Raw genomic sequence first — 23,517 nt, forward strand, 5'->3', positions numbered from 1 at the left:
TTCGCGTTCGCGGCCCGTCCGGCTCAGACCGCCGCCGTCGGCAGCTCGGGGCGCAGCGGCCAGGCCGGGTCCATCGGCTCGTCGGTGCCGGTGCGGGCGAACCACGAGGGCAGACCACGGGCCTGCGCCGCGTGCCAGACCGCCTGGAGCGTGTGCAGCTCGGCGGGGGAGAGGCGGTCGAGCCGGGCGGCGAAGCGGCGCCCCACCGCGCGCACGACCTCCAGGGCCGCCAACGCGTCCGTCGTGGTGTCCGGCCGCTCGGCGCGCTCCACGGAGTACTCCGCGCACAGGTCCGCGAGGGTCCGGCCGCCCTTGCGGTAGCGGTCGAAGTGCCGGTCCAGCACCCAGGGGTCGAGGACCCGTAACGGGGTGGTCTCCAGATAGCGGGTGAGCGGGGTCGCCCGGTGCCGTCGCAACTCGCGGTCCAGCAGGGTCAGGTCGAACGGCGCGTGCATCACCACCACCGGACGGCCCGTGGCGCCGTGCTCCCCGAGGGTCCGGGCGATCTCCTCCATCACCGGCGACGGCCAGCGCCCCTCGTGGGCCACCCGTTCGTCGGTCAGCCCGTGCGCGGCGAGGGCCTCCCCCGGCACCGGCACCCCCGGATTGACCAGCCAGCGGGTCGCCCGGGGCCGTCCGCCCGGCCCGTCCTGGCAGACGACCGCGGCCGAGACGACCCGGTCGGACTCGACGTCCAGCCCGGTGGTCAGGGTGCCGAAGGCGGCCAGCGGGCCCTCGTACCAGAGTGTCATGATCACCCAACCCCTCTGTCGAGCCTCGGCAGTTGACGTGTGTCCGCCCCCGCTCGGGTGATACCCGGACCGGCGCCGCGCATACGTGCGGGGGCCGCAACACCCGACCCGGCTACGGCACTTCGACGACCCGCTCTGGCCGTCCGTACGGGGTGGGGGCGACCCCGGCCCGGACGGGGTCCCGGCGGGTCGCCGGGCGGCTCCGGAGCGCGGCGCCGCACGGTGGTGACCGGTGGTGCGCGACGGGTCCGTCGTGCCGTCCCGCCCGCCGGGACGCGCCCCGGTCCGCCACGGGGCCGGAGCGGCCCGCCGGCGCGGTGTCCGGGGCGTCGCGCGGGGTAACCGTTTCGCGGGGGACGGCCCCGGCTCGGTACGATCCGGGGAGCGCTTCCCCCGATTCCGGGAGCGCCCCCCTTCAGGCAGGAGAGACCGGTGTCAGACGTCCGTGTGATCATCCAACGCGATTCCGAGCGGGAAGAGCGAGTGGTGACGACGGGCACCACGGCCGCTGACCTCTTCCCGGGGGAGCGCTCGGTCGTCGCCGCCCGGGTCGACGGCGAGCTGCGGGACCTCACGTACCCGGTGCGCGACGGGGAGCGCGTCGAGCCCGTCGACATCGCCTCCGAGGACGGCCTGAACATCCTGCGCCACTCCACCGCGCACGTCATGGCCCAGGCCGTGCAGGAGCTGTTCCCCGAGGCCAAGCTGGGGATCGGCCCGCCGGTCCGCGACGGCTTCTACTACGACTTCGACGTCGAGCGGCCCTTCACGCCCGAGGACCTCAAGGCCGTCGAGAAGAAGATGCAGGAGATCCAGAAGCGCGGCCAGCGCTTCTCCCGCCGCGTCGTCGGCGACGACGAGGCCCGCGAGGAACTGGCCGACGAGCCGTACAAGCTGGAGCTGATCGGCCTCAAGGGCTCGGCCTCCCACGACGACGGCGCGGACGTCGAGGTCGGCGCCGGTGAGCTGACGATCTACGACAACCTGGACGCCAAGACCGGCGAGCTGTGCTGGAAGGACCTCTGCCGGGGCCCCCACCTGCCGACCACCCGGAACATCCCGGCGTTCAAGCTGATGCGCAACGCCGCCGCCTACTGGCGCGGCAGCGAGAAGAACCCGATGCTCCAGCGCATCTACGGCACCGCCTGGCCCTCCAAGGAGGAGCTGAAGGCGCACCTCGACTTCCTCGCCGAGGCCGAGAAGCGCGACCACCGCAGGCTCGGCAACGAGCTGGACCTCTTCTCCGTCCCCGACCAGATCGGCTCCGGCCTCGCGGTCTTCCACCCCAAGGGCGGCGTCATCCGCCGGGTCATGGAGGACTACTCCCGGCGCCGCCACGAGGAGGAGGGGTACGAGTTCGTCTACACCCCCCACGCCACCAAGGGGAAGCTCTTCGAGACCTCCGGGCACCTCGACTGGTACGCCGACGGCATGTACCCGCCCATGCAGCTCGACGAGGGCGTGGACTACTACCTGAAGCCCATGAACTGCCCGATGCACAACCTGATCTTCGACGCGCGCGGACGGTCCTACCGTGAGCTGCCGCTGCGCCTGTTCGAGTTCGGCACCGTGTACCGGTACGAGAAGTCCGGCGTCGTCCACGGGCTGACCCGGGCCCGCGGCTTCACCCAGGACGACGCGCACATCTACTGCACCAAGGAGCAGATGGCGGACGAGCTGGACTCGACGCTGACCTTCGTGCTGAACCTGCTGCGCGACTACGGCCTCACCGACTTCTACCTGGAGCTGTCCACCAAGGACCCGGAGAAGTTCGTCGGATCCGACGAGATCTGGGAGGAGGCCACCGAGACGCTGCGCGCGGTCGCGGAGAAGCAGGGCCTGCCGCTGGTCCCGGACCCGGGCGGCGCCGCCTTCTACGGTCCGAAGATCTCCGTCCAGGTCAAGGACGCCATCGGCCGCACCTGGCAGATGTCGACCGTCCAGCTGGACTTCAACCTGCCGGAGCGCTTCGACCTGGAGTACACCGGCCCCGACGGCTCCAAGCAGCGCCCGGTCATGATCCACCGCGCGCTGTTCGGGTCGATCGAGCGGTTCTTCGCGGTGCTGCTGGAGCACTACGCGGGTGCCTTCCCGGCCTGGCTCGCGCCCGTCCAGGCGACCGGCATCCCGATCGGGGACGCGCACACGCCGTACCTGGAGGACTTCGCCCGGCAGGCCCGTCAGCGCGGGCTGCGGGTGGAGGTGGACTCCTCCTCGGACCGGATGCAGAAGAAGATCCGCAACGCCCAGAAGCAGAAGGTGCCGTTCATGGTCATCGCGGGCGACGAGGACATGGCGAACGGCGCGGTGTCCTTCCGCTACCGCGACGGCTCGCAGGAGAACGGCATCCCGGTGGCGGACGCCCTCGCCAAGATCGAGCAGGTCGTGCGGGACCGCGTCCAGAACTGACCGGGCCCCGGCCCACGGCCCCCGGGAGGTTCCCCCTCCCGGGGGTCTTATGCTGCACAGCATGACGACGAGTGAGCCGGAGCAGCAGATCGGAGTGGGCGTCCCCGACGCGTTCCAGCGGCTGTGGACGCCCCACCGGATGGCCTACATCCAGGGAGAGAACAAGCCCACCGGCCCCGGAGTGGACGACGGCTGTCCGTTCTGCTCCATCCCGTCCAAATCCGATGAGGACGGACTGGTGATCGCCCGGGGCGAGCTGGTCTACGCGGTGCTGAACCTGTACCCCTACACCGGTGGGCACGCCATGGCGGTGCCCTACCGGCACGTCGCCGACTACACGGAGCTGGACCGGGCGGAGACGCTGGAGCTGGCGGACTTCACCCAGCGGCTGATGACCGCGCTGCGGGCCGCCTCCGGGGCGCACGGCTTCAACATCGGCATGAACCAGGGGACGGTCGCGGGCGCCGGGATCGCCGCGCACCTGCACCAGCACGTGGTGCCCCGCTGGGGCGGCGACACCAACTTCATGCCGGTCGTCGGGCACACCAAGGTGCTGCCGCAGCTCCTCGCGGACACCCGGTCGATGCTCGCGGCGGCCTGGCCGGTGTGACCCCGGACGGTCCCCCCCCGGCACCGCGCGGGGGGACCGCCCGGTGCCGGGGGAGCCGCCCTAGGGACGCAGCACCACCTTGCCGACGGTGCGCCGGGCCAGCAGGTCCTCGTGGGCGCGGCGGGCTTCGGCCAGCGGATAGGCGGTCTCGGCCACCGGCCGCAGCCGCCCCCGGAGGGTGAGGTCCACCAGCTCCGCGAGCGGACCGGACACCGCGCCGGGCCGGGCCAGCACCGGACGCAGCCAGAACCCGACCACGGTGACGCCGAGCCGGCCCAGCCGGCCCGGGTCGAGCGGGGTGAACGCGGTCCGGGAGGCGTTGCCGTAGGTGACGAGCCGCCCGAACGGCGCGAGGGACGCGAGCCCCCGGTCGAAGAGGTCCCCGCCGACCGCGTCGAGGACCACGTCGGCCCGCTCCGCCAGGGGGTACGACGCGACGCCGTCCGCCCCCAGCTCCAGGGCCAGTCGCCGCTTGGCGGGCGACGACGCCTGTGCGAGCACCGTCCCCGCCCCGAACTCCCGGGCCAGCTGGACGGCCAGACTGCCCACCCCGCCCGCCGCGGAGTGGACGACGACGGCCTCCCCGGGGTCGAGCCGGGCCGCGGTGCGCAGCAGGTGCCAGGCGGTCAGCCCCTGCGTCATCAGGGCGAGGGCGCGTCCGGCGTCCAGTCCGTCGGGGACCTCCACCAGGCCGGACTCCTCGGCCACGGCCTGTTCCGCGTATCCGCCCGAGACCCGGGCGAGGACCCGTCTGCCGTCCGGGGCGCGCCCCACCACCTCGCTGCCCGGAACGTAGGGGAGCCGGTCCGCGTCGAGGTAGGAGCCGTCGGTCTGATGGGTGTCCGCGAAGTTCACCCCCGCCGCCTCGACGGTGAGGAGGACCTGCCCGGGACCGGGCCGGGGCGTCGGCAGCTCGACGGGGGTCAGGACCTCGGGGCCGCCGAAACGGTCGAATCGTATGGCGAGCATGGGGCACGGTATCGCGCCAAGGTGCCGACGGTCCCGACTCGTCCCGGCCGACATGGGTGCGTACAGTGCCCGGTGCACGTCACTGACCGGGAGGCCCCCGCGCGGGCACGGCCGTGACGTCGGGAGCGCCAACGGCCCCGGCATCAAGGACCGTTGGGGGACACGATCCGGACAGGTCGGGCCTGACCGGAGCCCGTGTCCGGCTGTCCGTGCATGCTTGGGGCAGTCCCGTGCTCATCACTCGTCGCTCGTCATCCCCTTCGGAGCGCCACATGACCAAGCAGCACCGCGCCCTTCGCACCCGTCAGGAGCTGATCCGCTCGGCGGCGGAGGTCTTCAACCGCGCCGGGTTCGCGGACTCCTCCATCATCGCCATCAGTTCCCGGGCGGGAGTGAGCAACGGTGCCGTGCACTTCCACTTCGGCAACAAGCGGGCCCTCGGGCACGCCGTGGAGACGGCGGCGGCCCAGGCGTTGCTGAACATCACCGGCCGGGTCCCGCTGCGGCACCCGGCGCCCCTCCAGCTGATGGTCGACACCTCCCACGCCCTCGCCCAGGACCTCCTGGACGATCCGGTGCTGCGGGCCGGGTTCCGGCTGGGGACCGACGCGACCTGGCGGGGCGAGGGCGATCTGTGGGAACAGTGGCAGGACTGGGTGCAGTTGATGCTCGTGGTGGCCCGGGACCAGGGGCGGCTGGCCCCGGACGCGGTGGTGGAGGACGCGGTCTTCGCCATCACGGCCGTGATGGCGGGGTTCGAGCTGCGGACCCGCACCGACGCCCGCTGGTGCTCGCGCGAGGGGATAAGCCGCTTCTGGAAACTGACGCTCCCCCGGCTGGCGCACGAGACGGCGATAGGCCAGCTGAACCCGGACGGCGCTCTGGCGCCGGTCTGGACGGTGGACGAACTCCGCGACGGTGGCTGGGAATTGACGGGGGACGGTTGCAAGGAGCCGTGCGGGGTGGCCTGACCCGTACCGATGGGGGACCGATGGGCGGCACTGCGGAAGACTCGGCACATGACTGAACACCTCCTCTCCGGCAAGGTCGTCCTGGTCACCGGGGCGAGCAGTGGGATCGGCGCAGCCGCCGCGCGGGTGTTCGCCCGCGAGGGCGCCGCGCTGGTCCTGGTGGCGCGACGCGAGGACCGGCTGGCCGCGCTGGTGGACGAGCTGCGGTCCACCGGTGCGACGGCGTCCTACGTGGTGGCCGACGTGACCGAGGGCGAACGCGCGGCGGCGGCCGTGGAGTCCGCGGTCGCCGCGCACGGCCGCCTGGACGCGGCCTTCAACAACGCCGGGACCGGCGGTGACCGCACCCCGATGCATCTGATGCCCGACGAGGTCTACGACACGCTGATGGACACCAACGCGCGGAGCGTCTGGAACTGCATGCGCCACGAGATCGCGGCGATGCTGGCGGGCGGCGGGGGCGCCATCGTCAACAACAGCAGTGTCGCGGGACTGGTCGCGATCCCCGCGGCGGCCCCCTACATCGCCTCCAAGCACGCGGTGGTCGGGCTCACCAGGGCGGCGGCGGACGAATACGCGAAGCGGGGGATCCGGGTGAACGCCGTCGCCCCCGGCACCACCCGCAGCGAGATCACCGCCGACTGGTTCGCCCGCAACCCCGGTCTGGAGGAGACGGTCAACTCCCTGACCCCGCAGGGGCGGACCGCCGAGCCGGAGGAGATCGCGGCGGCCGCCGCCTGGCTGTTGAGCGACCGCTGCCCCTTCCTGACCGGCACGGTGGTCCCGGTCGACGGCGGTTTCGTCAACCAGTGACCGCGCGGGCGGGGGCCGTCGTCGTGCTGGACGCCGACCCCCGCCCCGCGGGGACTAGAGCAGCAGTCCGCTCAGCGTCGCCTGGAAAGCGGTCTCGCCGTCCTGGGTGCCGCTGACCGCCACCGTGACGCGGTCGGAGCCGGGTGGGGTGAGGGTGGTGGCTCCGATCCGGCAGGGCCGGTCGAACTCGACGTAGCGGGCGAACGCGATCCTGAGGTGATGGGGTTCGAAGGGGTGGGGGGTGAGGACCGCCTGGGCGGCCTGGTCCGCGGCGTCGAGGAGGGCGAGTCCGGGGACGTGGTCGACCGGGTGGTCGAACATGAGGGTGTTCCCCGGGTCGTTGCGCAGTTCCCAGTGGTCCGGGCGCCCGCCGGGGGCGAGGCCCACGTCATGGACGTGCGTCCGTCCGACCAGCCCGGGATCCACTGGCGCCGGTACGGGCCACGCCCCCCAGTCGACGGTGGCGCGCTCGCCCCGGACCCGACGGTAGGCGGCGGGTGAGATCCAGCCAAACTCCGTCTCCGCCCGGGCGATGGTGCCGTCCTTCCCGTGGACGCGGAACGACATGGCCAGACCGCGGCCCGCCGGACCCTGCGCACGGGTCACGGTCACTTCCACCCCGAGCGTCCTGGCCCAGCCGTCGAGAGAGCGTGGCTGGACGTTGAACTCCAGGGTGTGGAGCAGTGTCTGATGAGAGGTCGGCACTCCGTACTCGGCATGGGCCACGAAAAGCCCGGTCTGCCGGATCGTCTGGGCCAGTATCCGCGGGTCGTAACGGCCTCGGCCGGGAACGGCGGGCCATTCCACGGTGAACGAGAATAAGCTCTCGCCGCTCCGCGCCCAGTTCTTGATGAGAATGGACTCACTGTGCTTCAGGTGGGTGTATTCACCCAACATGGGGATGCTGACAGCTGATTGACCGTTGCGAGTGGCTTCGCGAACAACACCGATCGCCTTAGCCAAAGGGTCCCCCCCTGGTGCGGCTGGAAGTTGTCTGTCGTGCTGTGGAGAGTAAGATACCGACTCTCCGTTCGATTTCAAGCGGAGCCCTGTGAGAATTCAAAAGACGGTCATAGACGCGCCCTTGGGGGTCTGGTGGCACGGCAAGCGCGCGGTAGGCGCACTCGCATGATCATTCTTGAGGCGATGGCGGAGCTGTTCAACGAGGTCGGCTACGACGCCGCGACGATCACCGCGCTCGTCGAACGCACGGGGCTGACCAGAGGAGCCCTCTACTTCCACTTCCCCTCCAAGGAGGACCTGGCGCGCGGGGTGCTCGCGGAGTCCTTGACGAAGGAGGGGGTCACCCCCCAGCAGTTCAAGCTCCAGGAGTGGGTCGACCTGGGGCTCGTCCTGGGCTACCGGCTCCCGAGGGAGCCGCTGATGCGCGCGGCCATCCGGCTCTCCGTGGACTGCCGGGCGCGCGGCCTCTTCGGCACCCGGTGGCCGGACTGGGTGGAACTCGGCGGTCAGCTGCTGGGCGAGGCCAAGGAGCGGGGCGAGCTGCTGCCGCACGCCGACCCCGAGTCCATCGCCAGGCTGGCCGTCGGCTCCTGGACGGGCGTGCAGTTGGTGACCGAGGAACTGCCCGGGAACCTGGAGCTGATCGACGAGATCTCCGCCCTGTACCAGCTGCTGCTGCCCAATGTGGCGACCCCCGGGGTGCTGGCGAAGCTGGACACCTCCCCCCACCGGGCGAAGCAGCTCCTGGAGGCGAGCCGGGCCGCCCCGGACGCCCCCGGGGCCGGATGACCGCCCCGGTCCCGCCGACCGCCCCGTCCCGGACGGCCGTCCCGGCCGACCTGACCGCCCCGGTGGGCCCGGTCGACGGTCCTTCGGCCCCGAATAACTGACATAGCGTCCGGTTTTCTTGGTCTCGGGGGCCGGGTAGGAGCGGCTCAACCCTCCGGAATCCCGGGGCGTCCTGTCCAGGGTCGGGGGTCGGGGCCGGTGTCCGACGCTCCGGTGCCCGGCCTCGTGCCGTAGTGGTGGGGAGGAAGTTGCGCGGGAGGCCGGATGATGTTTTGGTCGGCGTACCGAGGGTGTCGGCGCAGTGCGGGCGCCCGCGTCGCCGTCGCCGTCCGGGGGATTCGGGGAGACAAGTGGAGAAACCCACTCACAAACCGGGGGACTTACCCGCTCCCGGCATGCTGCTCGCCGATGTCGGCGCCCATCTGTTCGCGCCGCTGAGACGCGCCGAACAGCGGGTCAAGGCCGAGCAGTACGTCCGGGGCCTGCTCGCCTCGCCGGGGCGCAAGACCCTCCGGAACGTCGCGGCCGAGATCGACGGCGGCGCCTCCCGGCAGAGCGTGCACCACTTCATCAGCTCCTCGCCCTGGGACTGGGTGCCCGTGCGGCGGGCGCTCGCCCGCTACGTGCTGGGAACCCTGGAGCCGCGGGCGTGGGTCATCAGGCCCACCGCGATCCTCAAGGTCGGCCCGCACTCGATCGGGGTGGACCACCAGTACGTCCCCCACCTCGGCCAGAAGGTCAACGCCCAGCAGGTGCTGGGCGCGTGGATGGTCTCCGACGACGCGGCGGTCCCCGTCGACTGGCATCTGCTGCTGCCGCCCCGGTGGGCGGACGCCCAGCTGAGGCGTCGGGCCCAGGTGCCGGACGACGTGGTTCCGCTGACGCTCGACAGCGGTGTCCGGGAGGCCGCGCTCAGCTGTTCGGGGCTGACGGGCCCGATGAACGGCCCGGTGGTGGTGGACGTGCCGGGGGTGGCCGCGATCCCGCTCGCGCGCCGGCTGGCCGCCGCGGGCCTCACCTTTCTGATCCGGGTGGACCCGCAGACCTCGCTGCGGATCGACCGGACCCGGCTGCCCCGCTATAGCGGCGCCGAGCGTTCCGCTTCCCAACTGGCCCAGGCTTCCGTCCAGTTGAGGAGGCCGGTCACCTCTCCGGAGGGGGAGGTGACGACCACGGTGGCCATTCCCGTGGTCGGCGGTCCGCCGCCGGAGCCCGGTGCTCAACGGGCCTCCGGGCTGGTGCTCCTGGGCGCCTGGACGTCCGGTCCGCGCGACGCGTGCGAGCTGTGGCTGACCAACGCGGCCGTCCCCTGGCCGGCCCTGCTGCGGCTGATCCGGCTGCCCGGACGGATCGAGGGGTTCGCCGGGGTCGCGGAGCGGGTGGGGGTGCGGGACTTCGCGGGGCGCTCCTTCCTCGGCTGGCACCATCACATCACGCTCTCCTCGGTCGCCCATCTGATCGCCGTCCTCCAGGCCGCCGGGGTGGAGCGGCCGTGGGTCTCCGGAAGGCCCCGGCATGCGGTGTGACCTGGACCACTTTCTTAACTACCGTCCGGTAATTTGACACTCTCGCTTCCGTGCCGGGCTGTGATCCGGTCCGCTCCCTAGGCTGTTGCTTGCATTCCGTTCGGTATCCGGCGTCCGGCGCGCTCCGGCGCGACGGAACAGGAGCGTGACGAGGTGGCGTTCGCGTCGCGGGGCCACCCCGTCCGCCCGCGCCGCCGCGGCGGCTCCCGCCCCGTGGTGACGCTCGCCGGACCGTCGTGAACAGCCCGCTTCCAGCCCAGCCCAGGGAGAGTCATGCGCTTCAAGATGCTCGGCCCGTTGGAGGTGTCCGTCGACGGCAGGCCCATCGCCCTGGGCGGCATCAAGCAGCGAGCCGCGCTCGGATTCCTTCTCCTCCAGCCCAACCAGGTCGTTTCCACGAGTCAGTTGCTCAGAGCGCTGTGGAGCGTGGAGGGCGCCCCCGCGACCGCGCGCAAGATCCTCCAGAACGCCATCTGGGGGTTGCGCAGGGCCCTCACCGACGAGGGCGAACGCCAGGGCCCCGCCGCCCTGCGGACCCGGCCCCCCGGCTACACCCTCCAGGTCGACCGGGACCTCATCGACCACCACCAGTTCACCCGGTGGGTCGACGAGGGCCGCTCCCGACTGGCCGCGGGAGCCCCCGAGGACGCCTCCCTGCTGCTGCGCGACGCGCTCGCCCTCTGGCGCGGCCCCGCCCTGTCCGACCTGGTCGAGGCCGGAGTGCTGTGGCCCGAGCTGAGCACCCTCCAGGACACCCGGCTCGGGGTGCAGGAGGACTTCTTCGAGGCCCAGCTCGCCTCCGGCCAGCACTACCCGGTGCTCGGCGAACTGGAGGTCATGGTCGACAACGAGCCCCTGCGGGAACGGTCCTGCGGGCAGCTCATGCGCGCGCTGTACCGGTGCGGCAGGCAGGCCGACGCCCTCGGCGTCTACAGCAGACTGCGCACCGCCCTCGTGGAGGACCTGGGTCTGGAGCCCAGCCGTGAGCTGCGCACCCTTCAGCAGGCCATCCTCACCCACGACCCCTCCCTCCAACTCCCCGAGTCCCGCTCGGCGGTGCTCACCCGGCCCGGGACCGCCCCGTTCGCCGAGCGTCCGGAGCCCCCGGCCCCCGGCCCTGCCCCCACCGGGCACCAGGAGCCCGGCGGCTGGGAGCGGCGCAGGGCCGCGACCCTCCTCGTGCGCACCGAACCCGATCCGGAGCTGGAGGCCGACGGCGGCTTCGGCGTGAACGGCGGACTCGACGCCGCCGACTCCCTCGTCCGCCGGGAGATCGAACGGTTCGGCGGGGTCTTCGCCGGTGCCATGGGCGGTGTCAGCCTGGGGCTCTTCCCGGCCGGGGCGTACGGCGACGAGCACTCCGCCCGGGCCGTCCGGGCGGCGGTGGCCGTCCGCGACCGGATCGCCGGGCCGTCGGTCCGGGCCGTCCGCCGGAGTCCTGAGTGGTCCGGCGTCGGGGTCCGCGTCGCGGTGACGACCGGCGAGGCGCTGGTGCAGACCGGGCCGGGGCGCGGGGGCCCGGCGTCGGTCAACGGTGCCCTCCTGCACGAGTGCCAGGCCCTGCTGCCGCTGGTGCCGCTGGGGGAGATCCGGGTCTGCGGACGGACCCGGAGCGCCACCGAGGGGCTGCTCGCCTATCAGCGGGTCGCCGACGGCCAGGAGAGCTGGCAGGTCCGGGCGGCGCCGGGGGAACGGGCCGGTGGGATCGCCCCGGCCGAGGGCCACGCCCGGGAACTCGAACTGCTCACCGGCCTGCTCGACCACACCGCCCGCTGGCGCCGCCCTCACCAGGCGGTGGTGCTCGGGGCCTCCGACACGGCCCGGACCCGGGTCCTCGGGCAGCTGCGGGACCGCCTCGCCGGGGACCCCTCGGACCCCTTGGTGCTCACCCCCGACGGCACTGACGGTGCCGATCCGTACGCCCTGTACCGGCGGGTCCTGGCGGGCTACTGCGGGATCACCGAGCAGGACCCGCCCACGGACGTCTGGCAGAAGCTCGGCGACGCGGTCGGCGCCCTGGCGCGGGGACCGGCGCAGGCCCGCTGGCTGATGGCCCGGCTGGGGCCGGTGCTGGAAGGCGCCACCGAGCCGGTCCCCGACCTCTCGGAGCCGGACGAACGGCGGCTGGCCTGCGTCCGGTTCGTGGAGGCCGCGGCCCAGCACCGGCCCCTGGTGCTGATCGACGACGCGGCGCACCGGGCCGACGACGCGCTCGGGGGGTTCCTGGAGGAGGTCCACGCCACCGGCCGTCCGGTGCCGCTGCTGGCGGTGACCGGTGCCAGGCCGGAGGCGTCGGCGCACTGCTCCCGCTGGCTCGGCTCCCGGTGGTCCGTCACCACGATCACCCTGGGCACCCCGCCCGCCCCGGACCCCGGGGCCGGACGGCTCGCGGCGCCGTGGCTGGCGCTCACCCTGGAGGCCGCCCCCGTCGTCTGACCGGTGGCGCCGCCGGGACCCCGGTCCCGGCGGCGCCACGCGCGGCGGACCTACTGGGGGTACTGGACGCCTTGGCCGAGGCCGCCGTCCACGGGCAGCTTGGTCCCGGTGGTGAACGTGGCGTCCACCGCGAGGTACAGGGCCGCGCGCGCCACCTCCGCGACGCCCCCGTGCCGGCGCATCGGGGTCAGCTGGTCGCCGAGCGCGCTGAAGCCCGCCCGCTCCTCTTCGCTCAGCCCGGGCACGCCCATGCTGGGCGTGTCGATGAAACCGGGGCTCACCGCGTTCACCCGGATGTTCCTTGGCAGCAGTTCGGAGGCGATGACCTGCGTGAACGAGAACAGCGCGGCCTTGGAACCCGAGTACACGCTCATCCCCGGGGTGCCGCCCTGATCGGCCACGGAGCTGGTGAAGACGATCGACCCGCCGTCCTCGACCAGCGGAGCCAGCCGCTGCGCCGCGAAGAAGGCGCCCTTGGTGTTCACCTGGAACTGCTGGTCGAAGGTGGCCTCGGTGACCTGGGCGAACGGTTCGATGACCGCCGTGCCCGCGTTGACGAACAGATGGTCGAAACGGCCGAACGTCTCCTCCACCGTCTTGGCGAGCAGCTCGATCTCCGCCAGGCTCCCGGCGTCGGAACGCACCACATGGGCCCCGTCGCCGAGCGCGGCCCGGGCGCTGTCCACGTTGTCCGGGTTCCGTCCGGTCACCAGCACCTCGGCGCCGCCCTCCAGCAGGGCCCGGGCGATGGCCAGCCCCATGCCGTGGGTGCCTCCCGTGATGACGGCCTTCCGGCCCGTGTAGTCGCTCATCGTCTACTCCGTCCTCTCCGTTCGGCGGGGGCGTCCGGGATTCGGGGACGTCCGGCGTCGGCGCTGCCGGACACCGTCGGTGTGGTCGTGCGGAATCGACCGGACGCCGTGGTTTCGAATGCCGTAAGGCTCGCACAGGGGCGGTCACGGAAGAGCGCCCCGAACTCACCCGGAGGTAATCGCCGTCCGCAATTCCCGGACGCCGTCGATTGCCCGGTGATTACTTCCCATTAGCGTCCGCCTTGCCGCGACCTATTAGGTTCGGAACGCATGCCGACGTCGGCACGGTCGAACGTGTACCGAACAGCGTGACGTGAAGGGGAGACGATGACGGACAGTCAGGTCGAATCCGTACTGAAGGCGGTACGGGAAGCCGTGCCCACGTTCCGGGCCAACGGGGAGGACGCCGAACGGCGGCGCTGGATTCCCGAGGAGAACATCGAACTCCTGGAACAGGCGGGGGTGTTCCGCGCGGCCGTGCCCAAGCGCTTCGGCGGTCTGGACCTCTCCCTCGCCGACCAGGCGAGGATCATCCGGGAAGCCGGTCGCGGATGCGCTTCCACTGGCTGGTTGTCGATGGTCTGGGTCTCCTCCGCGGGACTGGCCGGGCTCTTCCCGGACCGGGCCCAGGAGGAGGTCTTCGCGGGCGGGTCGGTGCGCGTCTCCGGCGGATTCTCCCCCACCGGCACCCTCACCCCCACCGACGGCGGGTTCCTGCTGAACGGCAGCTGGAGGTTCAACTCGGGCTGCCGGGGCGCCGAATGGAACATCGCGGCGGCCTACGTCGAGAAGGAGGACGGCAGCCGGGAGGAGGCCGTCGCCATCCTGCCGACGTCCGAGTTCACCATCGCCGACGACTGGCACACCTCGGCCGCCGCCGGTACCGGCAGCTCGACCACCACCGCCGAGGACGTCTTCGTCCCGGCCCACCGGGTCGTCAGCTACGAGGACGCCGTCCTGAACACCACCCCGGGCCGTGACGCCGAGGTGACCCCCGGGCGCGGCTACGGCCTGTTCACCTACGTCATGGTGGAGTGCGCGGCGGTCTTCCTCGGCATCGCCCAGGGGGCCCTGGAGCTGTTCCTGGAGCGCGTCCCGGGCCGGGGCATCACCTACACCTCCTGGAGCGAGCAGAGCGAGCACCCGCTCACCCAGATCCAGGTCGCGACCGCCGCCAACAAGGCCGCCGCCGCCGACGCCCTGCTGCGCGAAGTGACCGCCCTGCTCCAGGAGCGCGCCGACGCCGGGGTGCAGCCCTCCTTCGAGGAGAAGGCCGAGGTCCGCGGCCGGACCGCGTACATCGTCCAGCTCGCCAAGGAGGCGGTGGAGATCCTGTACGGCGCCTCCGGCGCCACGGTGATCCAGCGCACGGTGCCGATCCAGCGCTTCCACCGGGACGCCCAGGGGTTCGCCCTGCACGGCATGCTCCTGGCCAGCACCAACCTGGAGGTCCACGGCCGGGTCCTGCTCGGCCTCGACCCGGACACCCCGTTCCTCTGACCCAGGACCCCGCGGGTCCGCGCGCGGCCGCCGTCGCGCGCGGACCCGGGCCCCGGGGGGTGCGGCCCCCGGTCCGGGGCGGGGGGAGACGACCGGTGCACGGCTGTCTCCCCCCGCCACCGGAGGATCCGGCGGACGCTCACCACGCGCCGGGGTTCACCCGGCGGGGGGCTGCCACATCCTGCTGCGCATGTCACGGCCCCGCAGGACCTGCACCCGGAACGGGTCCATCCGCAGCAGGCCGTACTCGGGGTCCGTCGGCCCCTTCTTCCAGTAGTGCACGGGGTCGTACCCGACGCCCCGGGGGCTGCCCTGGCGGTACAGCTCCCACACCTCGCGCTTGACCGTCGGGTCCTCGATCCACTCGGAGACGCTGTCCACGTAGACGGCGTTCTGCCGGGGGTTCCAGTACGAGCAGGTGACATGGGGGTTGTTGGTGATGTGGGCCGTCTTCACCGGTGTCTTGTAGGCGGCGATCCAGCCCACCGGACGGCCGTCGACCACCTCCCAGATGGGCAGCAGGACACGCGCGCGCGGCCGTCCCAGCTTGTCCACGGTGATCAGCGAACAGTAGACGATGTCCCGGATGTACTGGTGGAACTCGTCCGCCAGGTCCGCGAATTCCTCCACGCGTGTCGTCGCCACGGATCGGTGTCCTTTCTCGGTGAGCGGCCGCCCGGGACGGTCCCGGGCGCCGTGCCGCTCATGGTTCGGCCGGTCCGGCCGGGGCGTGCTCCCCGGCCGGACCGCTTTCATCGGTGGTCATCGGGTCGCCCCGCCGCCCGGAACGGGCGGCGGGGCGGGGTCGAACGGGGTGGACGCCCGGCCCCGCCGGTGACCGGCCCGCCCTCGTGCGGGTCCGGGCCGCCGGGGCCGCGTCCGGGGCGTCGGACGCGCCGGGCTCCCGGCGGGTCCGGCGCGTCCGGCCTTCCCGGACCGGTCCGTCCACGCGGCGGGCCGTCACTCCCGCCGGGGTCCGCGGCCGGACCAGGTCCGTCCCTTCCGGTCGTCGGCCGACGGCGCACGTCAGCCGACGACCGCGGCGTCCGCGGGGAACGACCGCCCCGCGACCAGCGCGGCCGCCTGTCCGGCCGCGCGGACGCCGCTCTCGATCGCGCCGTCCACGAAGCCGTTCCAGCCGCTGGCCAGACCGTCGTTCGCGAAGGCGATCCGGCCGTGCGGCCGCTGGACCAGGGGCAGGTCCAGCAGCTGGCCCGGCCGCCGCAGGGTCCAGCCCCCCAGCGAGAACGGGTCGCGGCCCCAGTCGTGGGCGCGGTAGGAGACCAACTCGGCCTCCGGCAGCAGCCTGCGCAGCGCGGCCCGTACCTGCTCGGGCCGGGACACGTCCAGCGCGGGGTCCTGGCTGTAGCCGGTGAGCAACTGCTCGCCCGCGCCGAGGAGGGCGTGGGTGAACAGCGGGGTGAGCGGCCCGCCCTCGAAGTCCCGCGCGTGCACCGGTCCGAGGTCCCCGCGCACCCGCAGCCACAGCCTGCTGCTGTGCGGGACGCCGATGCCGGTCGTCCCGGCCCGGACGTGGGCGGCGGGCAGGCCCGGCTCGAAGTCGATGGTCCGCCACACGTTCACCGGGACGGCGAGCACCGCGACCGGCGCGGCGAACCGGCGGCCGTCCGCGGTGGTCACGGTGACGAGCGAGCCGTCGTCCACGATCCGGGTGACGGGGGAGTTCAGATGGACGTCCGCGTCGGCGTCGTTGAGGATCTCCTGCGCCAGCGCGCTCATGCCCGAGGAGGGCGCCTGGCCCTCGATGGTGATCCAGCCCGGCAGGTCGCCGCCCGCGAGCCGCCACCACTGGGCGAGCGCCTCGTAGGCGCCGTCCTCGCTGCTGCCGCCGGAGAAGCCGCCCACCAGGGTGCTGATCCACAGGTCGTCACGGGGCGCCAGGTCCAGCGCGTCGATGTGGTCGCGCAGCGAACGGCCCGCGACGGCGCGGACGCGCCCGCCCGCCCGGAGCGGGTCGTGGGGCCGGGGCAGCAACTCCTCGCTCCCCGCGAAGACCGTGGTCAGCAGCTCGCCGAGCCGGCCGAGGGCCGTCGGCCCGTCGAACGTCCGCAGGGTGCCGTCCTCCACCGGGAAGACGGCCCGCTCCGCCGCGGGCAGCACCCCCGCCACCAGGGAGACGCCGTACCGCTCCAACTCCCGCACCGCCAGCTCCGAGGCGGGCGAGATCCAGCCGCCGCCGTACTCGATGGTGACCCCGTCGAAGGAGTCGGTCCAGGTGCGCCCGCCGATCCGGTGGCGGGCCTCGACCACCACCGGGCGCAGCCCCCGCTCCCTCAACCCGCGCGCCGCGGTGACCCCGGCGAAACCGGCGCCGATGACTATCGCCTCATGAGCACGAACTGCGGTCATGGACCCTCTCCGTGGCAGAACGACGGTCGGACGGAAAACCAGGTGATTCCGGAGGGTCAAACTACTTGAGCTCCCCTTGCCGAACGGTCATGCCCCGGTAATCTATTTCCTCCTATTCCCCGCGTGAACAGCTGATTACTGGCCGATGGTCGAGGTCTGCAATGCTTTGTGGGCGCAGTGAGCCGGAAATGGTCGCACCACGCCTACCTTGGTCGGGAAGACAGCTCATGGTGATTCTTGCCCAAGGACCCAAGGGAGTCGCAGCAATGCAGGCAGCAGAGCCGGGGGAGAAGAAGGGCCGGGCCGTCGTGCTCGGTGGCAGCATGGCGGGGCTGTTCGCGGCACGGGCGCTGACGGACGCCTATCCGGACGTGGTCGTGGTCGACCGCGACGAACTCACCGGGGTGCGCGTCCCCCGGCGCGGAGTCCCCCAGGGGCGGCAGGTGCACGGACTGCAGGCCCGTGGACTGCAGGTCATCGAGGAACTGTTCCCGGGCTTCACCCGGGAGGCCGTGGACGCGGGCGGGATCGTCGGCGACATGGCCGGTGACGTCCGCTGGTTCGTCAACGGCCGGCGCATGGCGCGGGCGCGCACCGGGCTCGACACCCTGACCGTCACCCGCCCCTTCCTGGAGGACCGGGTGCGCTCCCGGGTCCTGGCGCTGCCCGGGGTCTCCTTCCTGGAGGGGCGCGACGTCGTCGGCCTCGCCGCCTCGGACGACCGGAGCCGGATCACCGGCGCCCGGCTCGCCCGGCAGGGCGCGGACGGCGAGGAGACCCTGACGGCCGACCTGGTCGTGGACGCCACCGGACGCGGCTCGCGCGTCCCCCTGTGGCTGGAGGCGCTCGGATACCCCCGGGTCGAGGAGGAGCGCCGCAAGATCGGCCTCGGCTACGCCTCCCGCCTGTACAAACTCCGCGACGACCCCTATGAGAGCGGCGAGATATCCATCGGGGTGATCTCCTCGCCCGCCACCCCGCGCGGTGCCATCGCCGCCCGCCAGGAGGACGGCCAGGTGATCGTCACCGCCTACGGCGTCCTCGGCGACCACCCCCCGGCCGACCCCGAGGGCTTCGACCGCTTCCTGGAGTCGCTCCAGGTGCCCGACGTCCACCGGGCCGTCCAGGGGCTGGAGCCCATCGGGGACCCGGTCGCCTACCGCTTCCCCACCAACCAGCGGCGGCGCTACGAGCGCCTCGACCGCTTCCCGGACGGTCTGCTCGTCACCGGCGACGGCGTGTGCAGCTTCAACCCGGCCTACGCCCAGGGCATGACCGTGGCCGCCAACGCGGCCCTCACCCTCCGCCGTCACGTCACCGGCGGGCACCCGCCCCGGCCGCTGGAGTACCTGAGGGACCTGGCGCACGACGTCGTGGACGCCCCGTGGGAACTCGCGGTCGGCGGAGACCTCGCCTTTCCCGGGGTCGAGGGGGAGCGCACCGCGCGCACCCGGCTCTTCCTCGCCTATATGTCTTTGGTCCGCGAAGCCTCGGTCCACGATTCCGAAGTGGCCGGAGCGTTTATGCGGGTACTCGGTCTGGTGGACCCTCCGGAATCACTGGTGGAACCCGGTCTGATACTCCGCGTCCTGGGTTCTTCCGGTGCGGCGGAACGGGCCGGAATCAGTTTCTCGTAATCAGCAAGGAGCACAAACGCATGTCTGCTTGGGACGCCCTGGATGAGCCTGCCGACAGCCCCGACCTCTCCGTGACGGAACACGTCCGCCGCTATATCGCGACCGACGGCCGCAGCGGATACATGGAGGGCGGATCGACCAATCTGGTGCTCACCTACCGGGGCCGCCGCTCCGGAAAGCTCTACCGCACGGGTCTGTTCTTCGGAGAGGACGACGGCCGCTACGTCCTGGTCGCCTCGGGATCGGCCATCACCCACACCCATCCCCTGTGGTACCTCAACGTGGTCGCCGACCCGGAGGTGCGGATCCAGGTCCGCGCCGAGAAGTTCAACGTCCGCGCGTACACCGCGCAGGGGGCGGAGCGGCAGCGGCTCTGGAAGCTGATGACCGATCTGGCCCCCGTCTACCACACCTACGAGGCCAGGACCCGGCGGGAGATCCCGATCGTCGTCCTGGAGCGGGTCTGACGCCCCGCCGCCCCGTGCCGCCCGTACCCCCCGAACCGGATGGAGCAGGGACATGACCAAGTACGCAGGCAAGAAGGCCGTCATCCAGGGCGGCACCCACGGCATCGGCCTGGGTGTGGCGAAGGCCCTGCTCGACGAGGGCGCGGAGGTCGTGGTGACCGGCCGCAACGAGGCCAACATCGAGGCGGCGCGCGCCGCCCTCGCGGGCCGGGCGGCCCATGTGGTCCGCTCCGACGCCGCGGACCTCGACCAGGTCCGGGCGCTGGGCGACACCGTCGCCCGGACGCTGGGCCGGGTGGACTTCCTGTTCGTCAACGTCGGCATCGCCGAGCTGGTGCCCTTCGACCAGGTGACCGAAGAGGGCTACGACCGCGTCTTCGACACCAACACCAAGGGCGCCTTCTTCACGGTGCAGCGGATCGCGCCGCTGCTCAACGAGGGCGGGGCGGTGGTCTTCACCACCTCGATCGCCGACGACATGGGCTACCCGGGCATCACCGTGTACGGCGGGGCGAAGGCCGCGCTGCGCACCTTCGCCAAGGGGTTCGCCGCCGAGCTGATGCCCCGGGGCGTCCGGGTCAACGCCCTGAGCCCCGGGCCGATCAAGACGCCGTCCATGGGGTACCCCGCGATGAGCGACCTGGAGAAGGACGTCCACGAGAAGGAGATGAACGAGATCAGCCCGATGAAGCGGCACGGCACCATCGAGGAGATCGCCGCCGCCGCGCTGTTCCTCGCCTTCGAGGCCACCTTCACCACGGGCACGGAGGTCGTCGTGGACGGCGGTCTGGGACAGGGCATCATCCCGGCCACCGCCTGACGTCCCGTCGGTCCCGCCGGTCCGGGGCCGGGAAGGCGACCGGCCCCGGTCGCCACGGCCCCTGACCGGGAGGACACGACGGACCGGGGCGGGCGTGGCACCGCCCGCCCCGGTCACCGGAGCGTCCGCCACCCGCGGGACCGTCCGTCGGGTCCCGTCGTCGGGCGTCGCCACGGGACGTCCGCCGCCGGGGGCCCGGTCCGTGCGGTCGCCGTCGCCGGGGGCACCGGGGGAGCGCGGCCCGTCGGACGTCAGCCGGGGAGCAGCCGCTCCAGTCCGGCCGCCCCCCGCCCCGCGCCCGCCGCGAACGCCGTCCCGAAGCCCTCCTCGCCCAGCGAACCGCGCAGCGCCTTCGTCACCCGGTCCACGTCACCCCGTTCGGCGTCCGGCAGCGGCGCGCCCACCGAGGACCGCTCCGCCGACGCCACCCCCAGCAGCTCCGCCGCCCGCTCGTGGTCCCCGGCCAGCGCCAGCGCCCCGGCCAGCCCCTCCACCGCCAGTGCCACCGCCCGGGGATCGCCGGTGTCCCGCGCCGCCGCCAGCCCCTCCGTGTGCAGCTCCAGGGCGCCCTCCGCGTCCCCCCGCAGCTCCGCGACGAACCCCAGCTCCGCCAGTATCAACGCCGTTCCGTACTCCGCGTCGAACTGCCGGTTCCACGCCAGCCAGCGGCGCAGGTACCCGTCCGCCACGTCGAGCCGACCCCGTCGCCGGGCCCCCAGAGCCAGCCCGATCTCGGCGAACTCCTCGGCGGGCAGGTCACCCTGCTCCACCGCGATCCGCCGACCGCGCTCATGGAACTCGTCGGCCCGCTCGTGGTCCCCGGTCAGCAGGGCGATGCGGCCCCGCTCCGACCAGCGCGTCGACGCGTCGGTCCACAACCCCAGGTCCTCCGCGATCACCAGCCCCTCCCGGTGCAACCGGTCCGCCTCCCTGTAGTCCCCCTCTATCTCCGCGAGCCGCCCGAGGACCGCCATCGCCTGCGAACGCCCCCACCGGTCGCCCACCTCCCGGAACAGCGCGAGGCTCTCCCGGGCCTGACGGCGCGAGGCCGCCAGGTCACCGCAGACGTACGCCTGCATGCCCCGGGTGCTCAGCCCGGCTGCCACCGCCCAGCGGTCCCCCAGCGCCCTCGACTCGGCCAGCACCCGGTCCAGCAGCTCCTCGCCCACCGCCCGGTCCGCGAACCGGGTCGCCGCGTACCCCAGGAACCAGCCCGCCCGGGTCCGTTCGCGCGGGTCCCCGATCGCCTCGTACGCGGTGCGGAGGTCCGCGCCGTGCCGGTCCCGGTCCTCCGGCGCGCCGGTCAGCAGCCCGATGCCGGTCCGCCACGCGCGGATCGCCGCGTCGTGCGCGCTCCGGTCGTCGGCCGGGCCCCCCTCACCGCCCGGGCGCCGCGCCGCCACGTCCAGCCAGCGCCTGGCCTCGGTCAGCCGCCCGCGCAGGAACCAGTACCAGACCATGGCCCGCGTCAGCCGCCGGGTGAGGGTGCCGTCGCGGTCCGCGGCCGCGCTGTCCAGGGCCGCCCGGAGGTTGGCGTTCTCCGCGTCCAGCCGCCGTAGCCACCGCTGCTGGTCGGGGCCCCGCAACCGCGCGTCGGCGCGCTCCGCCAGCTCCGTGTAGTACCGGGCGTGGGCGCGCCGCACCCGGTCGTGCTCCCCGTCCCGCAGCCGCTCCAGACAGTACGCCGACACCGACTCCAGCAGCCGGTACCGGGGGCCCTCCGGCTCATGGGACACCAGCACCAGCGAACGGTCCACCAACCGCGTCAGCAGATCCATGACCTCGGAGAACTTCACCCCGTCGCCCGCGCAGACCTCCTCCGCCGCGTGCAGGGTGCAGCCGTCGGAGTGGACGGCGAGCCGACGCAGCACCGCCTGTTCCGCGACGGTCAGCAGCTCCCAGCTCCAGTCGATCATCGCCCGCAGCGTCTGCTGCCGCGCGGGCGCGCCCCGGTGACCGCCGGTCAGCAGCCGGAACCGGTCGTCCAGCCGCTCGGCCAGCTCGGTCACCCCGAGCACCCGCACCCGGGTCGACGCCAGCTCCAGGGCGAGCGGTATCCCGTCCAGCCGACGGCATATCGCCGCCACCGAGCGGGCGTTGTCGTCGGTGACGGCGAAGCCGGGCGACATGGCCGCCGCCCGGTCCAGGAAGAGCCGGACCGCGCTGGAGCGGCGCAGCGCCTCCGGACCGGCCGACGCCCCGGGCAGGTCCAGCGGCGGCACCGGCCACAACCGCTCCCCGGCCACGTCCAGCGGCTCCTGGCTGGTGGCGAGGACCCGGACCTCCGGGGCGCTCCGCAGCAGCGCCCCCACCAGGGCCGCCGCCGCCTCCACGACGTGCTCGCAGTTGTCCAGGACCAGCAGCAGCCGCTGTCCGCGCAGCGCGTCGGCGAGCCGTTCGAGGGTGGTGCGGGGACGCCCGCCGGGCAGCGGACCGGGTCCGGTGTCGTCCCGCACCCCGAGGGTCGCGGCCACCACCTCCGCCAGTTCGTCCTCCGTGCACTCCGCGCCCGACGCGGCGGGGAACGCCTGCGGCGCCAGCTCCACCAGCCAGACCCCGTCCGCGAACGACTCCCGCAGCCCGGCGGCCACCTCGGTCGCCAGCCGGGTCTTGCCCACCCCGCCGGGCCCGGTCAGGGTCACCAGCCGCCCCGACTCCACCAGGGACCGCACGTCGTCCACCGCGTCCGCGCGGCCGACCAGCGGGGTGACCGGCACCGGGAGGTTGCCGCGCGACCGGGGCGCCGCCGCCGGGGCGGGCGCCGCCCGCAGCACCGGGTCCTGCCGCAGCACCTCCCGTTGCAGGGCCACCAGCCCGGGCCCCGGCTCCAGCCCCAGCTCCTCGTCCAGCAGCCGCCGCAGTTCCTGGAAGCTGTCCAGCGCCTCGCTCGGCCGGCCCGCCCCGTACAGCGCCCGCATGTGCGCCGCGCGCAGCCGCTCCCGCAGCGGGTGCCGCTCCACCAGACCGGTCAGCTCCCCGGCCAGCGGACCGTGCTCGCCCAGGTCGAGCCGGGCCTCCGCCCGCTCCTCGACGGCCAGTAGCCGGGCTTCCTCCAGCCGGGTGATGGCCGGGCGCGCGAAGGGCTCGTCGGCGAAGTCGGCGAAGGCGGGACCCCGCCACAGCTCCAGCGCCTCCGACAGCGCCGCGGCCCGCTCCCGGGGGCCCCCGGCCGTCCGGGCCCGCGCGGTCAGCGCCACGAAACGGCCCGCGTCCACGTCCGTCCCGTCGACCTCCAGCGCGTAGCCGGCGGCCCGCCGCACCAGCGTGCCGCCCCCGCCCGCACCCGCCAGCACCCGGCGCAGCCGCGACACCAGCGTCTGCAGCGCCCCCACGGGGTTGCCGGGCGGGGCGTCCCCCCACAGCTGGTCGACGAGGCGGTCGGCGGAGACCGCCTCCCCCGGAACCGTCAGCAGTGCGGCGAGCAACGTGCGGACCTTTGCCTCCGGCACCGCCGCCAGTTCGCCCTCCGCCGATCGCACGGTCAACGGACCCAGTACCCCGAAACGCATGGGATCACGGTACGGCGCGCCGGTCACTGACCGGTGTGTCAGCGGACTGAAAGCGCCACCGCAAGCGCACCGACAGAGCGCCGCAAGACCCCCGTCGCACTCTGTGGGGGCGCCGGTGAGAACCGGCGGCGCCGGGCGGGAACCGGCGGGCACCAACGCACCTC

Annotated in this window: 18 protein-coding genes; 11 read left to right on the top strand and 7 right to left on the bottom strand. The window is 73.3% G+C overall.

The features are described 5' to 3' along the window. Positions 1–23: 23 nt before the first annotated feature. Complete coding sequence (locus tag ACVWNX_RS29060) at positions 24–752, bottom strand: exonuclease domain-containing protein (protein WP_454411150.1); 729 nt, start codon at positions 750–752, stop codon at positions 24–26. A 432-nt stretch (positions 753–1,184) separates the two neighbouring features. Here ACVWNX_RS29060 and thrS point away from each other — a divergent pair, with 432 nt between their 5' ends. Continuing rightward, positions 1,185–3,161 (top strand): threonine--tRNA ligase, encoded by a 1,977-nt coding sequence (thrS, locus tag ACVWNX_RS29065; RefSeq protein WP_454411151.1) that lies wholly within the window; start codon positions 1,185–1,187, stop codon positions 3,159–3,161. Positions 3,162–3,210: 49 nt separating this feature from the next. After that, a complete protein-coding gene (locus tag ACVWNX_RS29070) occupies positions 3,211–3,771 on the top strand; it encodes an HIT family protein (protein WP_454411152.1) in 561 nt (186 codons plus the stop codon). A gap of 60 nt (positions 3,772–3,831) precedes the next feature. On the opposite strand, the gene ACVWNX_RS29075 is transcribed toward ACVWNX_RS29070, so the two are convergent. Further along, positions 3,832–4,740 carry a quinone oxidoreductase family protein gene (locus ACVWNX_RS29075; protein WP_454411153.1) on the bottom strand — a complete coding sequence of 303 codons (909 nt, stop codon included), beginning with the start codon at positions 4,738–4,740 and terminating at the stop codon, positions 3,832–3,834. A gap of 272 nt (positions 4,741–5,012) precedes the next feature. Between ACVWNX_RS29075 and ACVWNX_RS29080 the strand changes: the two genes are divergently transcribed. Together ACVWNX_RS29080 and ACVWNX_RS29085 are read left to right on the top strand one after the other, a co-directional pair. Beyond that, positions 5,013–5,711 carry a ScbR family autoregulator-binding transcription factor gene (locus ACVWNX_RS29080; protein ID WP_454411154.1) on the top strand — a complete coding sequence of 233 codons (699 nt, stop codon included), beginning with the start codon at positions 5,013–5,015 and terminating at the stop codon, positions 5,709–5,711. Between the two features lie 48 nt (positions 5,712–5,759). Next, entirely contained in the window at positions 5,760–6,524 is a 765-nt protein-coding gene (locus tag ACVWNX_RS29085) for a glucose 1-dehydrogenase (RefSeq protein WP_454411155.1), read from the top strand. Positions 6,525–6,578: 54 nt separating this feature from the next. On the opposite strand, the gene ACVWNX_RS29090 is transcribed toward ACVWNX_RS29085, so the two are convergent. Next, complete coding sequence (locus ACVWNX_RS29090) at positions 6,579–7,421, bottom strand: ScbA/BarX family gamma-butyrolactone biosynthesis protein (RefSeq protein WP_454411156.1); 843 nt, start codon at positions 7,419–7,421, stop codon at positions 6,579–6,581. Between the two features lie 198 nt (positions 7,422–7,619). Between ACVWNX_RS29090 and ACVWNX_RS29095 the strand changes: the two genes are divergently transcribed. The 3 genes from ACVWNX_RS29095 to ACVWNX_RS29105 all read left to right on the top strand — a co-directional run bounded on the left by ACVWNX_RS29095 (position 7,620) and on the right by ACVWNX_RS29105 (position 12,238). Further along, positions 7,620–8,276, top strand: coding sequence for a ScbR family autoregulator-binding transcription factor (locus ACVWNX_RS29095; protein WP_454411157.1), 657 nt, complete (start codon positions 7,620–7,622; stop codon positions 8,274–8,276). A 395-nt stretch (positions 8,277–8,671) separates the two neighbouring features. Further along, entirely contained in the window at positions 8,672–9,802 is a 1,131-nt protein-coding gene (locus ACVWNX_RS29100; protein WP_454411158.1) for an IS701 family transposase, read from the top strand. A gap of 273 nt (positions 9,803–10,075) precedes the next feature. Beyond that, entirely contained in the window at positions 10,076–12,238 is a 2,163-nt protein-coding gene (locus ACVWNX_RS29105; protein ID WP_454411159.1) for a BTAD domain-containing putative transcriptional regulator, read from the top strand. Positions 12,239–12,288: 50 nt separating this feature from the next. Here ACVWNX_RS29105 and ACVWNX_RS29110 read toward each other — a convergent pair whose 3' ends face one another. Then, positions 12,289–13,050, bottom strand: a complete 762-nt coding sequence (locus ACVWNX_RS29110; RefSeq protein WP_454411160.1) for an SDR family oxidoreductase — start codon at positions 13,048–13,050, stop codon at positions 12,289–12,291. A gap of 327 nt (positions 13,051–13,377) precedes the next feature. On the opposite strand from ACVWNX_RS29110, the gene ACVWNX_RS29115 reads away from it, so the two are divergent. Continuing rightward, positions 13,378–14,550, top strand: coding sequence for an acyl-CoA dehydrogenase family protein (locus tag ACVWNX_RS29115; RefSeq protein ID WP_454411161.1), 1,173 nt, complete (start codon positions 13,378–13,380; stop codon positions 14,548–14,550). Positions 14,551–14,706: 156 nt separating this feature from the next. On the opposite strand, the gene ACVWNX_RS29120 is transcribed toward ACVWNX_RS29115, so the two are convergent. Then, positions 14,707–15,195 carry a pyridoxamine 5'-phosphate oxidase family protein gene (locus ACVWNX_RS29120; RefSeq protein WP_454411162.1) on the bottom strand — a complete coding sequence of 163 codons (489 nt, stop codon included), beginning with the start codon at positions 15,193–15,195 and terminating at the stop codon, positions 14,707–14,709. A 381-nt stretch (positions 15,196–15,576) separates the two neighbouring features. After that, positions 15,577–16,920, bottom strand: a complete 1,344-nt coding sequence (locus ACVWNX_RS29125; RefSeq protein WP_454411163.1) for a flavin monoamine oxidase family protein — start codon at positions 16,918–16,920, stop codon at positions 15,577–15,579. Between the two features lie 266 nt (positions 16,921–17,186). Here ACVWNX_RS29125 and ACVWNX_RS29130 point away from each other — a divergent pair, with 266 nt between their 5' ends. From ACVWNX_RS29130 to ACVWNX_RS29140, 3 genes are read left to right on the top strand one after another with little or no spacing between them, the layout of a single operon-like run. Beyond that, the gene (locus ACVWNX_RS29130) at positions 17,187–18,557 is read left to right on the top strand and encodes an FAD-dependent oxidoreductase (RefSeq protein WP_454411164.1); all 1,371 of its coding nucleotides are present in this window, start codon (positions 17,187–17,189) and stop codon (positions 18,555–18,557) included. Between the two features lie 20 nt (positions 18,558–18,577). Continuing rightward, complete coding sequence (locus ACVWNX_RS29135; protein WP_454411165.1) at positions 18,578–19,024, top strand: nitroreductase family deazaflavin-dependent oxidoreductase; 447 nt, start codon at positions 18,578–18,580, stop codon at positions 19,022–19,024. A 52-nt stretch (positions 19,025–19,076) separates the two neighbouring features. Next, on the top strand, positions 19,077–19,844 hold the full coding sequence (locus ACVWNX_RS29140; RefSeq protein WP_454411166.1) for an SDR family oxidoreductase: 768 nt from the start codon (positions 19,077–19,079) through the stop codon (positions 19,842–19,844). A gap of 251 nt (positions 19,845–20,095) precedes the next feature. Here ACVWNX_RS29140 and ACVWNX_RS29145 read toward each other — a convergent pair whose 3' ends face one another. Then, positions 20,096–23,353, bottom strand: coding sequence for a BTAD domain-containing putative transcriptional regulator (locus ACVWNX_RS29145; RefSeq protein WP_454411167.1), 3,258 nt, complete (start codon positions 23,351–23,353; stop codon positions 20,096–20,098). Between the last annotated feature and the right edge of the window lie 164 nt (positions 23,354–23,517).

This window comes from Streptomyces sp. JNUCC 64, assembly GCF_054484115.1.